14 protein-coding genes are annotated in these 13,802 nt (G+C 40.1%); 4 read left to right on the forward strand and 10 right to left on the reverse strand.

Annotated features, from left to right (window positions below):
• Positions 1-195: 195 nt before the first annotated feature.
• Both purU and ACYU0V_RS16100 read right to left on the reverse strand, forming a co-directional pair.
• Positions 196-1,059: a formyltetrahydrofolate deformylase gene (gene purU, locus ACYU0V_RS16095; RefSeq protein ID WP_005066088.1), complete on the reverse strand. Its 864-nt coding sequence runs from the start codon at positions 1,057-1,059 to the stop codon at positions 196-198.
• Between the two features lie 74 nt (positions 1,060-1,133).
• A complete protein-coding gene (locus ACYU0V_RS16100) occupies positions 1,134-1,826 on the reverse strand; it encodes a TetR/AcrR family transcriptional regulator (RefSeq protein WP_086265051.1) in 693 nt (230 codons plus the stop codon).
• Between the two features lie 112 nt (positions 1,827-1,938).
• Here ACYU0V_RS16100 and ACYU0V_RS16105 point away from each other — a divergent pair, with 112 nt between their 5' ends.
• The 4 genes from ACYU0V_RS16105 to ACYU0V_RS16120 all read left to right on the forward strand — a co-directional run bounded on the left by ACYU0V_RS16105 (position 1,939) and on the right by ACYU0V_RS16120 (position 5,816).
• Positions 1,939-3,387, forward strand: a complete 1,449-nt coding sequence (locus ACYU0V_RS16105) for a coniferyl aldehyde dehydrogenase (protein WP_086265052.1) — start codon at positions 1,939-1,941, stop codon at positions 3,385-3,387.
• Positions 3,388-3,554: 167 nt separating this feature from the next.
• Positions 3,555-3,791 (forward strand): 50S ribosomal protein L28, encoded by a 237-nt coding sequence (rpmB, locus tag ACYU0V_RS16110; RefSeq protein ID WP_000048256.1) that lies wholly within the window; start codon positions 3,555-3,557, stop codon positions 3,789-3,791.
• 12 nt (positions 3,792-3,803) lie between these two features.
• Entirely contained in the window at positions 3,804-3,959 is a 156-nt protein-coding gene (rpmG, locus tag ACYU0V_RS16115; protein WP_001205031.1) for a 50S ribosomal protein L33, read from the forward strand.
• Between the two features lie 147 nt (positions 3,960-4,106).
• A complete protein-coding gene (locus tag ACYU0V_RS16120; protein ID WP_069120404.1) occupies positions 4,107-5,816 on the forward strand; it encodes a cation:proton antiporter in 1,710 nt (569 codons plus the stop codon).
• 35 nt (positions 5,817-5,851) lie between these two features.
• On the opposite strand, the gene ACYU0V_RS16125 is transcribed toward ACYU0V_RS16120, so the two are convergent.
• The 8 genes from ACYU0V_RS16125 to topA all read right to left on the reverse strand — a co-directional run bounded on the left by ACYU0V_RS16125 (position 5,852) and on the right by topA (position 13,797).
• The gene (locus tag ACYU0V_RS16125) at positions 5,852-6,130 is read right to left on the reverse strand and encodes a hypothetical protein (RefSeq protein WP_002114792.1); all 279 of its coding nucleotides are present in this window, start codon (positions 6,128-6,130) and stop codon (positions 5,852-5,854) included.
• 112 nt (positions 6,131-6,242) lie between these two features.
• Positions 6,243-6,746 carry a DUF6586 family protein gene (locus tag ACYU0V_RS16130; protein WP_005066079.1) on the reverse strand — a complete coding sequence of 168 codons (504 nt, stop codon included), beginning with the start codon at positions 6,744-6,746 and terminating at the stop codon, positions 6,243-6,245.
• A gap of 80 nt (positions 6,747-6,826) precedes the next feature.
• Positions 6,827-7,189 (reverse strand): ASCH domain-containing protein, encoded by a 363-nt coding sequence (locus tag ACYU0V_RS16135; RefSeq protein ID WP_002115036.1) that lies wholly within the window; start codon positions 7,187-7,189, stop codon positions 6,827-6,829.
• 9 nt (positions 7,190-7,198) lie between these two features.
• Positions 7,199-7,438: an RNA recognition motif domain-containing protein gene (locus tag ACYU0V_RS16140; RefSeq protein ID WP_002115113.1), complete on the reverse strand. Its 240-nt coding sequence runs from the start codon at positions 7,436-7,438 to the stop codon at positions 7,199-7,201.
• Positions 7,439-7,511: 73 nt separating this feature from the next.
• Entirely contained in the window at positions 7,512-9,491 is a 1,980-nt protein-coding gene (locus ACYU0V_RS16145; RefSeq protein WP_461848232.1) for an ATP-dependent helicase, read from the reverse strand.
• Between the two features lie 114 nt (positions 9,492-9,605).
• Complete coding sequence (locus ACYU0V_RS16150) at positions 9,606-10,187, reverse strand: HdeD family acid-resistance protein (RefSeq protein WP_014208303.1); 582 nt, start codon at positions 10,185-10,187, stop codon at positions 9,606-9,608.
• A 126-nt stretch (positions 10,188-10,313) separates the two neighbouring features.
• Complete coding sequence (locus tag ACYU0V_RS16155) at positions 10,314-11,072, reverse strand: hypothetical protein (RefSeq protein WP_461848234.1); 759 nt, start codon at positions 11,070-11,072, stop codon at positions 10,314-10,316.
• Positions 11,073-11,160: 88 nt separating this feature from the next.
• On the reverse strand, positions 11,161-13,797 hold the full coding sequence (topA, locus tag ACYU0V_RS16160) for a type I DNA topoisomerase (RefSeq protein ID WP_461848235.1): 2,637 nt from the start codon (positions 13,795-13,797) through the stop codon (positions 11,161-11,163).
• Positions 13,798-13,802: the final 5 nt, after the last annotated feature.

Here is a 13,802-nt window from a genome sequence, read left to right on the forward strand (position 1 = left end):
TTTTCTCATAGTTACATGAACGCGTATCTCTTGTTCACAAAGTGTTTAATCTAACTTATATAGTTAGGCTAATTTCACTATGAAGAGATCGAATCTTATCATAAACTCATTCAATATTGTTACGTTATATCATTTCAATATTTTTTTTGATATAAAAAAACACGCATGAAGCGTGCTTTTTTAAATAAGCGTTATTTAAAAAACAACTGTCTTGTTACCATCAACAATAATACGGTCTTCTAAATGCCATTTTACTGCGCGAGCTAATACATTACGCTCAACATCTTCACCTAGCTCACGAAGTTGCTCAACATTATAGTCATGGCTTACACGCTCAACGTCTTGCTCAATAATTGGACCTTGGTCTAGATCAGCCGTCACATAGTGAGCTGTCGCACCAATCAACTTCACACCTTTTTCATAAGCTTGCTTGTATGGGTTAGCACCCACGAAAGCTGGCAAGAAAGAATGGTGAATATTGATGATTTTCATTTCCCATTTCGCAACAAAATCTTCGCTTAAAATTTGCATGTAGCGAGCAAGAACCAATAAATCATTGCCTTGCATCATTTCATCAATTTGTGCATAAGCTTCAGCTTTATTGTCTTTTGTTACTTTAATTACAGTAAATGGAATACCGAAGTTCTCAACAGATTCACGTAAATCTTCGTGGTTAGAAATCACGTGTGTAATTTCACAAGGTAACGACCCACGTGCATGACGCCACAATAACTCAAGTAAAGCATGGTCGACTTTAGAAACTAAAATACCAACCTTTTTAATTTCGTTTACGAAAGCCAGACGCCATTGCATGCCATAACGCTCAGCAACATTCGCAGCAAATGTTTGAATTAATGCATCTTTACGCGACTGTAAATGGTCAAGTTCAAATTCAACACGCATGAAATAACGTCCGCCCTGAGCTTCCGTCGCATACTGGTCAAGCGCGGTAATGTTTGCACCTTGGTGGTACAAAAAGCTCGATACAGCCTGTACGATCCCAGGCTTGTCTTCACAAGTAATCAGTAAACGGGCTGTATTGGCAGTGGTCATATTCATTTGGTTAATATCACTTAATTGAGTCAATTTTTTAATAAGCCGAGTATTCTAGCGCCCTAAATAAACAAGCACAACTATTCATCTTTTAACGACGACAAGCTGGCGAATAGATCAGAAGGCCCCAGTGACTCAAGCAACTGCTCATAAGTTGCTCGGCTTTCTCCCATCAGATAAGGGCCTTCAAGGAAAACCATTTGACGTAATGCCTGCCAAACCCATTTTTCTTCTAAGTGGTTATTGTCACTAATGTGACCAGACATATATAAAAAGTTTGTCCAGTTTGTTAATACAATCCACAAGTTAATAATGAGTGCTTCAATTTCAGACGGTGTCATTTTCATAAGACCTGCATCGACAAAGGCTTGATAAATCTTTTGCCCCTGCTGCATGACCTGTCCAGCAAACCGTGGATAAATCTTTTTAAAGTCTTCGTTACTTTCAACTAAATGATACACATCGCGATGAATAAAACGGTAACTCCAGAGTTGACCGCTTAACACTTGAAAATAGCTGATTTTGTCATTGGTCGTTAATGGCCTGTCTTCAGGTAAAGAAAGCATGTCTAAAGTCTCAACCTGATATTGGTACATTAATTCTTTAATGATTTCATGCTTATTCCGAAAATGATAATACAAGTTTCCCGGACTAATACCTAACTCTGCAGCAATATGATTGGTTGTAACCGACCGTTCACCTCGCTCGTTAAAAAGCTGCAAACTGATTTGTAAAATCCGGTCTTTTGTCTTCAGAGCTTTAGGTAGAGACATTTTAATAACCTTTAATAATTCACATGGTTAAGACTTAAACACATAAACCGACTTGACTATTTAGAGTATTTACTCTAAAAAATAAGTATATCAGTATATTTGGTAAGTACCGATGAACAGTCAAACAAAAACAAATCCAGAGACTCAGCTTCCTTATGATGTTAAGCATTTACATGACTTGCTTGAACAACAAAAGCTCGCTTATTTACGTCATCCGGTACCCACTGCTAAAGAGCGTATTGATCGTTTAGCTCGTCTTAAAAGAGTCTTGGTAAAATATCAAGATCAGATTGCCGAAGCAATTAACCTTGATTATGGCAATCGTGCAATTATGGAAACAAAAATTGGTGAGCTACTCACTAGTTTGGAACAAATCAAATATTACAGTAAGCATCTGACTGCGTGGATGAAACCTTCAAAACGCCATATCAGTGTATTACATCAGCCAGCAAAAGGTTGGGTACAATATCAGCCTATGGGTGTGATTGGTATTATTACACCATGGAATTACCCATTATTACTTTCGGTTGGACCTCTAATCTGCGCACTAGCTGCAGGCAACCATGCCATGATCAAAATTTCTAGTGCCTCTCCAAATTTTGGACGTGTCCTTGAAAGTGCATTAGCAGAAGCATTCCCACAAGAATTAGTTGCTGTGGTAAATGGTGGTGGCGTTATTTCAGATGCGTTTAGTCATTTGCCTTTTGACAAAATGATTTTCACAGGCTCAACTTCTGTTGGTAAAACAGTGATGGCAGCCGCAGCTCAAAACCTAGTTCCAGTAATTCTCGAGTTAGGCGGAAAGTCTCCTGCCCTAGTACATGCATCAATGGATATGAAAGATGTGGCTCAACGTATTGCTGTAGGTAAATTGTGGAATGCAGGACAAACTTGTGTTGCGCCAGATCATATTTTCTTACCACGCGGCAAAACTGCCGAGTTCATCGAAAACTTTAAATTGATTGTGGCTGGAATGTATCCTCACTTCCGCAACAACCAAGACTACACCTCTATTATTAATGATAAACAGTACAACCGCATTCAGGGTTATCTTGAAAATGCCCGTGATCAAGGTGCACGTATTGTTGAAATTAATCCGCAAAATGAAATTTTAGATGATGTCCGTAAAATTGCGCCAACTTTAGTCACTGGCGTGACGACCGCAATGGATATTATGCAAAATGAAATCTTCGGGCCTATTCTACCGATTTTAGAATATGACCAAATAGAAGAAGTCATCGAATTCATTAATAGTCGTCCACGTCCTCTAGCGATGTATTATTTTGATTATGATCAAGCGCGTGCTGACTATATTGCACAACACACCCATTCAGGGCATTTCGGAATTAACATGGTGATTACCCATGTTGCACAAGATGATTTACCGTTTGGCGGAATTGGCGCATCAGGTATGGGTAAATATCACGGACCAGAGGGCTTTTTTAGCCTTTCTCATGAGCGTTCGGTGATGTCAAATCCAAAACTTTATAGCCTTAAATACATTCTTCCACCGTTCAATAAGCCGATTCATCGTTTCATTTCGAAAACCTTGTTGCGCTAACTGATCAAGGCATGATCTGTTATACTAAATCATGCCTCGTTTTTACCAATTTCGCTTGTCTTTTAATCGTATTTTTGGTATAAAACGCCCCTTGAATGAATTCATCCGTTTACATTTAGTATGACTGGCCACAGATTTGCTGTTGGCTGAATCAATGGAGTTACACCATGTCTAAGGTTTGCCAAGTTACCGGCAAGCGTCCAGTCGTTGGTAACAACGTCTCACACGCCAACAACAAAACCAAGCGCCGGTTCGAGCCGAACCTGCACCACCACCGTTTCTGGTTAGAAAGCGAAAAACGTTTTGTACGTCTTCGTTTAACCACTAAAGGTATGCGTATTATTGACAAATTGGGTATCGAAAAGGTTGTTGCAGACCTTCGTGCTCAAGGTCAAAAGATCTAAGGAGTCTGAGCAATGCGTGATAAGATTCGCCTCGTTTCTTCAGCTGGTACAGGTTACTTCTATACCACGACTAAAAACAAACGTACTATGCCGGAAAAAATGGAAATCAAAAAATTTGATCCAAAAATCCGTCAACACGTGATTTTCAAAGAAGCTAAAATCAAATAATTTTAGCCTCGAAAAAAACGACTTCTTTATGAAGTCGTTTTTTTTTGCATTTTTTTTATACCCACCTTTTTGTTAAACTTTCTCTACATTCCGCCTTGGCATTTTTTATGCTTGTTTTTAGCCTAACTCACGTAAAAGGAGTTTTTAGTGCCGCATGACGTAGATTTAATTATTTTACTTGCTGTTGGTTTCGGCGTTGCCCTCATTTTTGGCTATATTGCAGCCCGATTACGACTCCCCCCTCTTATCGGCTATTTAATTGCCGGAATTATTATTAGCCCAAATACACCCGGTATAGAAGCAGATATCCACCTTGCCAACCAGCTTGCAGAACTCGGGGTCATGTTCTTGATGTTTGGTGTAGGGATGCACTTTTCATTAAAAGACTTATTACTGGTTCGTCGTATTGCCTTGCCTGGTGCAATTTTACAAATCGCTGTTGCAACCTTACTTGGTATTGGCGTTTCAATGCTATGGGGATGGAGTTTTGGATCTGCACTCGTTTTTGGCTTAAGTCTATCGTGTGCGAGTACAGTTGTATTATTAAAAGCATTAGGAGACCGAGGTCTTTTAGACTCAGTTAACGGCAAAATTGCTGTGGGTTGGCTGTTAGTCGAAGATTTAGTGATGGTGCTAGTTTTAGTACTTCTTCCGGCTACAGCTGTTTTACTCGGTGGAAAAGCACCAGCAGGTGCAGACGGTAATATCTGGTTAACCCTTGGAATCACCTTATTAAAGGTGATTGGCTTTATTGCCTTTATGCTCATTGTAGGCAAACGCGTTGTGCCTATTATTATGCAATTTGTTGCTCGTTTAGGATCAAGAGAGCTATTTACGCTGACCGTCGTCGCTGCTGCTGTTTCGATCGCTTACGGTTCTTATGCCATCTTTGGGGTTTCAATGGCTTTAGGGGCATTCTTTGCAGGTATGGTCGTTAAAGAATCAGACTTTAGCCATCGTGCTGAGGAAGAGACTCTCCCACTACGTGAAATTTTCTCGATTTTATTTTTCGTTTCTGTGGGCATGCTATTTGATCCCCACATTCTTGTTGAGAGCCCACTCCATATTTTAGCTGTTATCGCGATTATTATGGTGGGTAAGACACTTGCTGCAATGGCATTGGTTTTATTCTTCCGCTATCCAATCAATACAGCTTTAACAGTCGGGGCAAGCCTTGCACAGATTGGTGAGTTTTCATTTATTTTAGCGACCTTGGGTGTTTCTTTAGGCCTACTAAGCTTAGAAGCTCAGAATCTAATTCTAGCGGGCGCTTTATTTTCAATTACGCTTAACTCTTTCATCTTCTCAGCGATTGAACCTGTACAACGCTGGATTCGTGAACGTTCTCACTTAGCCCGACTGCTTGAACGTAGCGGTGACCCATTGGCAATGTTACCCGATGAAGTTGATCAAGCTTATTTACGTGATCAAGTCGTAATTGTGGGATATGGCGGTGTAGGAAGACGTATCACTGAAAATCTAATTAATGAGAATATTAAGGTCGTTATTGCAGAAGAGAATCGTGAAATCGTAGAAAAACTGCGTAATGCAAATATTGCTGCTGTGAGTGGTGTTGCTACTGAACCGAGTGTTTTAATTCAAGCACATATAATGCATGCACGACTCTTGGTAATCTCACCTATGGATATTTTAGATATTCACCGTATTGTGGCGATTGCCAAGCAATTAAATCCTCAGATTCAGGTATTGATTTGCGCAGAAAGCAAAGAAGAAGCAGCAATTATCCGTGAAGAAAATATTGGCGAAGTGTTCTATGCAAAAGAAGAAATGGCAAAGAATATGAGTCACCACATATTAAATCAGATCGAGCTTGCCCATCAGTCAACAATTCATTAACCCATATAAAAAGCGTACTTAAAAGTACGCTTTTTTTAACTCAAGAATTTAGGCTGTTCGTCTAATACCTCAGCCTGCCACTCGTTTACCTGCTTTTCCAGCAGTCCAAACAATGCAGCCTGAATCATATGCTGAGCAACAACTGGGGTCTGCTCACCCAAGATTGCTTTGACTTCATCGCTAAATTGAATTTTAACCAAGGGTTCATTCTCAGAACCTGCATTACGCAAGGCGAGTTCACCACCTTCGAGTTGAACTAATTCCAACACTGCTTCTTGATTTCCAAATAACTCTTTCAATTGCTGTATAGACATATACTTCCTCCATGTTTCAACATGGTGGCAAAGCACCCTTGCACTTTGCATCTCTTGTCTTATTTATATAGGCACACCTAGTCTAAATTTCAAGCATCTAGGCAGTTTAATTTTAGAACTCGACCATTTCGTTACGAAAACCATCAATTAAATGACTTAATTCTCGATGCCATTCACGCAAGATTTTAACATCTGGCAACCAAGACTGAGGCCCTTGTGTCACTTTAATAATAAGGTTAGAAGAAGTTTCTTCTTCAGGAGTCGGTTCTTTTGGTTCTGGGGCGTATTGGCACATACGATAAGCTCGTTTTAACTCTGCAACAAAACCATCTTTTGCCAATTGCTGCAAAACGGACACTTCAGGGGAAACCTGTCCTTTTGCCGCCATATGTTCCTCAATAGATTTTAAGGTGGGTTGCAAATCATTTAAACGGTAATAACGTACCAATTCTTGTAAGAACGCTAACATTGCGCCATGTAAATGAAATACAGCTGCTTCACGGTAAGCTTGTACCTGCTGCACATGATCGGTCTGCTCTGCCTGTTGACACGCTAGACGTGCAAAATAGAGCTTCTGATTGGTACGATCGGCATGATAACGAGCAACACGTGACATAACTAAACTTTCCTGTTCTAAAATCGCCATTGCAATAGCTATTCTTAGCTTAACGACTCCATTGATAAAATCAACGTTATTTATGGTAAATCCAGCTCAACTTGATAAATTTTACGTTTAGCTAAAATTTTCACTGGCTGTTTTATAGGACGAACATTACTTAAGACCCAAGCAAAATACCCTTCACTCCAAGCAGATGCACAGGCTAAATTGACCTCGTCATTTCGCCAAGTATGAACTGAGTCGACATCAACTAAAGCGACAGCAACTCCCTCCTCTTCATCAGTATCTTTAACCAGAAAGTTCTGGTTTTCGACAATTAATAGATCTTTCACTGGTAACTGTGTAGGCACCCATGAACGTACTTCAAGTGTTTTTATACCTTTAGCAATACGAGTACCATTCGGCGTTACAATTGAGAGAGCTAAAAATTGTCTTTTCATCAGGAAAACTTATTCTTCGGCTGCTTTAACTCGAATTCCATAGCCTTTAACTTTAAGCGTATTTAAGCCTTTAATTGCCTTAATCGCTTCACGGGGATTAGGCATTTCAACAAAACCAAAGCCCTTCGATTTACCTGTATCTTTATCAGTCACAAGAACACATGTATCAACTTTACCATATGCCTTGAATAACTCTAAAACTTCAGCTTCACTTACAGCACGATCTAAATTACGAACTAATATTTTCATTTTCTAACCTTAATTGGCAATAAAAGGGAGAGCCAATATACATTTAAGTAATCACAGCGTCTTATACAGTAGTTTAGTCCAGATCGATACCAAAACCTAAATTTACTGCAGGAGATCTGTTCCATTGTTTTTTAGTAAATTGCTGAGGTACTTGTCTATGAATTTTTGCTTGAACCAAGTGTGCAGGCAGATCATTTAAGAAATAACTCTCAATTTTACGACCTTGCTCATCATAAGTGTCTTGCGACCACGTATTAAGATTTTGCTTCGTCAAGATTAATTCATTTTCAGCACGCGTTAAGGCGACATACAGCACACGGCGCTCTTCCTCAACATCATCAAAATCACCCTGTGCTCTTGCATAAGGATATTGATTTGGCGATACGTGAGGTACATAACAAACTTTCTGTTCGGCACCCTTAGCTGAATGAATCGTAATTAAAGTTACCAAATCTTGATCAGTAGCTTTTTCAATTTCAGAAACTGAAATCGGCTCAAGCACATATTCCTCAAGGAATTCACCTAACGACGCATGTTTGCGTGCAAGTTGCTTAACCAAATCAAAGTCTTTTAAACGACGCGACCAATCTTTAGTTTTATAATTTTGCTCTAACTGTTCACCTAAAGCATCGAGAGCCAAGCCAATACTTGCCTCGACATGCTGCTGTAATACATCTAGCTGTTTTAAAATTAAAATCGCTTGTAGAGGTACCTTGCCATGGCGTTCAAGTCGCTGACAGCGCTCCTCGACATCAACAATTCCCATCAGCTCTTGGGCTAACTTACTCGCTCCAACATCACCGATCCCATCCCACAAGGTTAAAAAACGCATCCAAGCTAAATCATCGTGAGGGTTACTCACAATACGTAGCAGGCTCAGTACATCCTTTACATGGGCCGACTCAAGAAGCTTTACCCCACCAATAAAACGATAAGGTATTTCAGCCGCAATAAAAGCCCCTTCTAGGTATCGGGCACTATAGCCAGAACGAACTAACACCATATGGTCATGCCAGTTTGCACCTTGTTGATGGCGCGTTATTAAATCTTGTGCAATCCAATTTGCTTCTTCAAACTCATTACCAAACAAATGTAGCTGTGGCTTTTGCCCTTGGCCACGATGCGCTTGTAGCTGTTTTTGATAATCGATTGGGCTATGTGCCAACAGCCAGTTCGATAAATCTAAGATTTCTTGGGTCGAGCGATAATTTAAAGCCAGTGTAAGTACTTCTGCATCGGGTATTCGTTCTTTAAAAGAATGAATATTTTCAAAGTCTGCGCCACGAAAGCCATAAATGGACTGCGCATCATCACCCACGCAAAATAACTTCACTTTACCAATTAAGGGCTGCAATAAAGCCCATTGCAAAGGGTTTGTATCTTGCATTTCATCAACTAGCAATGCCTGACAAAAACCTGCAACCCAATTGGTCAACGCTTCTGAGTTTTGCAAATGAACAGCCACAATCGACAAGATATCGTCGTAATCTAAAAAATTACGCTCTCTTTTGCGTTGCTCATAAGTTTTCATCAACTCAGCAATTTGAGTTTTATGCTCATATGCATCTGGAAGCTGTTTGATTAATGCTTCAGAAAGCTTTGTTTGAGTATTTCTTGCATAGGAATATAGATCACACAGCTCTGCCGCTTTAGGTAAAACATTATCTTTGTCTTTACCTCTTAATAAACGGAACATCAGCAACTGATCATCACGATCAATAATACTAAATTGATTTAAGCCAAAAGCTTGTGGATTACGGCGCAGTAAATACATACAAAAAGTATGAAAAGTTGAAGCTCTTAGACCCTTTGCCTGTGCTCCTACATGCTGCTCTACTCTTGCAACAATTTCACTCGCAGCACGTCGAGTAAACGTTAAAATCTGAATTTGGTTTGCTGGTAAGCCTTGATCAATTAAATAGGCAGCACGGGCAACAATCGTCTTAGTCTTGCCACAGCCAGCACCTGCTAAAACTAAACAGTTCTGCGCAGACGTCGTGGCTGCTTTTTTTTGCTGAGCATTTAGTTCATTAATTAATTTTGCAAGACTCATAACACATATCGCTAAAACACCAAGACATAGTTTAACAGACCCAACCCCAGATGCGTCTGCCCGTCCTAAAAACAAAAAGAGCACCTAAAGTGCTCTTTGATTCAACAATATTATTTAAGATACTGTTTTTGAACTAGATGGCAGATGCTTAATCGCAGAAGCCAAACCTAGAAAATTAATTCCTTGGAATAAGATATCTATGGCAAGGAACATGCCTAACACCCAAAAAGGTGAATCTTTAGAAACCAAGATCAAAATACCTGTAGCGAGTGTTAATAATCCTGAAAATAAGGTCCAACCCCACCCAGTAATTGGTTTAAGTAAAATCGCGTTTACTGTACGTATAGCTCCAGCAATAATCAGTGCTATTGATAATAAGCTCGTCAAAACTACCGCTGTCGTTACGGGAGTAGAAAAAGCATAATAACCTGCCATTAGATAAAGCACGCCAAAAAGTGCCCATAACCAACGGCTTGCACCTTTAAAGACACTAATGGCCGCGACAAGATGTAAAACACCTCCGACCATCATGAGTATTCCAAATAAAAAAACCACAGAAAAGGTCGCAAATGGTAATGAACTAAACAAAATTAGGCCAAAGCCAATAAGCACAAAGCCTAATATCAAATACCACTTACGATCAGCATGTAACTGATTACGCACCAAATCATTACCGACAGTTTTCATCATGGCCACTCTTATTATCAGGTATTAGAATTTCATCTACCTAATAATAGTGATCCACTTCACATTTTTTGTCTGTATAAGATCTGCATCGTTTCTTATCAATTAATGTGGATAAAGCAGTATTTATCCACAATTTTATTTCACCCAACCAATTTCTTGAGCTGTAGGTAAACCTATTATCGTTTCATGTAAACCATTCGGCATTTTACTGCTCTGCTCAGATAATGGTGTTCGACCACCCATGATTTCAGCGTCAGTTTGCGGATATAAAGGCACTTTCTCAGGGTACGCATAACCTAGAGGATAAAGCGGTTGACCAGTTTTTAAATCATATTTGTCTTGTGCCCCAAAGCCATGTAATAGCTCATGAACAATCACGATCTGATTTTGGGAAGCTTGTGTGCTGGTCGCAAATAAATTCACACTACCAATACGACCTTTTTCCAAAGCAGTCGAATGGATCAAAACTTTTTGATAATGGGGATCGTAATAATTTAAATAAAGTTTAAGTGATGCCCCATTGTCTTCAGATTGTTGATGTCGCCATGCATAAAAACGGAACTTTAAACTCCACCACATCACATGAAAGATATTGGCATTTTGAGGAACCTCAGGAGGTCGTTGCTGTAATGGCTGACCTAAACGAATTACAAAGTTTCCTAATTGACCACGATAATGCTGCGACCATTCTCCTAAATAATTTCTTATTCTCTCAAAATCAATGTATTGCAACTGATGAATATAGCTCTGTGTTGTCTGTAAACCATCTGCATTAATAGGATGTAAAACGACAACAATAGGTTGATTCCAGTCTTGGTTTTGATCTCGCCATGCCTGAACAGCAACAATCAATAAAATAATTAACAAACATAAAACTCGAATGTTTTTCCACATTCTTTTTCCCCATACATTTAAAATTTTCTTTTATTGTTTTAGATATAAAAAATGCTAGCTGAGCTAGCATTTTTTATTGTGGACTTAATTAGCCCTCAACCCATTTACCATTTTGATAAATTAGGCTCCATTTGGTTTGTTTGCCTTCTGGAGTTTCCGAACCTACATATTGTGATTGATTCTTACGACTGAATTTCACAACTGTCGGATTACCTTCAGGGTCCACGTCTGGTGCTTGTAAAATAAATTGATATTTAGGATCAAGCTGAGCAGCAACACTACGCAATTCCGCAACTTTTGGCGCACGTGTTTCACGAATTTTCGGGAATTTACTTGCGGCCAAAAACAGACCAGCAGCACCATCACGCAACACGAAATAGTCATCATGCTTTGTTGAGCGCAAATGTTCCATCTTGATCGGTTCTACACGTGGAGGTGCAGGCTGACCGCTTTTCAAGACCTTACGAGTATTGTCACAGCTTGTACAAGCGAAATACGGACCAAAACGACCAGTCTTAAGCTGCATTTCACCATCACATTTATCACACGGAATGGTTGGTCCATCGTAGCCTTTAATCTTGAACTCGCCTTCTTCAAGCTCAAAACCGTCACAGTCAGGGTTGTTACCACATACATGTAGTTTACGACCACCATCAATTACATAGCTGTCCATGGCTGTGCCACATTTTGCACAGCGATGTTTTGACATCAAGTCTGCGGTTTCAGCACCATCATCATCAGAAAGAGCAGCTAAGGACTCAACAGGTGTTAAGTTCAAAGTACCTTTACAACGCTCTTTAGGCGGTAAGTTATAACCAGAACAACCTAAGAAAACGCCTGTTGTACCTGTACGAATCTGCATTGGACGTGAACATTCAGGACAATGTACTGCTGGCACTTCAACCGGTTGGTTACGGCGCATGCCGTGCTCGCCTTGAGCATTGGTAAGACGTTTCTTGAAATCACCGTAGAAAGTATCAAGTAACTCTTTCCAGTTACGCTCGCCTGTTGCAACTTTATCGAGCTGCCCCTCAAGGTCTGCTGTAAATGCATAGTTCATCAAGTTATTGAAACTTTCATCAAGACGATCCGTGACAATTTCACCCATTTTTTCGGCGAAAAGACGACGGTTTTCTAACTTAACGTAGCCACGTTCTTGAATCGTAGAAATAATCGCTGCATAAGTCGAAGGACGACCAATACTACGTTTTTCGAGCTCTTTAACCAAAGAAGCTTCAGTAAAACGTGCAGGTGGTTTAGTAAAGTGCTGACTTGGGTCTAACTTTTCTAATTTTAAGATTTCACCTACTTTAATTGCAGGCAAAATAATATCGTCATCCGACTTGTTAGCACCACGCACTCGTGTAAAACCATCAAATACAAGCGTACGGCCTTTTGCCTTCAATTCAACATTTGCAGCTTCAACCGTTAAAGTTGAAGATAAATATTCTGCTGGAGTCATTTGACATGCAACAAACTGACGCCAGATCAAATCATATAAACGCTGAGCATCACGCTCTACACCCGCAAGTTGATCACCTGTAAGTACAACATTCGATGGACGAATTGCTTCATGGGCTTCTTGAGCGCCCGCTTTGTTACCATAGCGGTTTGGCTTTGCAGGTAAATATTTCTCACCAAATTGGCTTTCAATATGAGCACGTACCATGCTTACTGCATCATCACTCAAGAACGTTGAGTCAGTACGCATATAGGTAATAAAACCTGCTTCATATAGACGCTGTGCCAGCATCATGGTTTTCTTTACAGAAAAACCTAAACGTGTACTTGCAGCTTGTTGCAGCGTTGAAGTGATATACGGTGCACTTGGATTTACCTTAGTCGGCTTATCTTCACGCTGTGCAACTTTATATTCAGCACCTTTTAAAACATCCAATAAAGCATCAGTTTCAGCTTTATTTTTCAGTTTAAGGGTTTTACCAGCTTGCTTAACTGCTTCAAGACGAATGTCATCTTTCTTGGCTTGCGTGTCTGCAAAAACTTGCCAGTATTCTTCCGGAATAAAAGCACGAATTTCTCTTTCACGCTCTACAACCAGTTTCACCGCTACAGACTGTACACGACCTGCCGATAAACCACGGGCAATCTTTTCCCACAGCAATGGTGAAACCATAAAGCCAACAACACGGTCTAAGAAACGGCGTGCTTGCTGAGCATTAACTCGGTTTAAATCTAGGCGAGTAGGTTGTTTAAATGCTTCTTGAATGGCATTTTTAGTAATTTCGTTAAATACCACGCGATGATAACGACTGTCATCACCACCAATAACTTCTCTTAGGTGCCAAGCAATGGCTTCCCCTTCTCTATCCAAGTCCGTTGCGAGATAGATTGCATCGGCATCTTTGGCGAGTTTTTTTAGTTCAGCAACAACATTTTCCTTACCTGGCAGAACTTCGTAATGAGCTTCCCAACCATGTTCAGGATCAACCCCCATACGATTAACTAAAGCCTGACTGGCTTTTTGTTCTTTTTCTGCTTCAGTGAGTTTCGTCCGGGCAGCCGGCTTTTTCTCAGTTGATTTACTGCCACCTGTTGGCAAATCACGCACGTGACCTACAGAAGACTTTACAATGTATTGCGAACCCAGATATTTATTGATGGTTTTCGCTTTGGCAGGCGACTCCACAATCACTAAGGCACGTTTATGTGCAGCAGGTGCAGTAGATGCTGTGCTTTGAGATGCAGAGCGCGAGGTATTCGCCATATAAA

The sequence above is a fragment of the Acinetobacter sp. X9 genome, assembly GCF_054889255.1.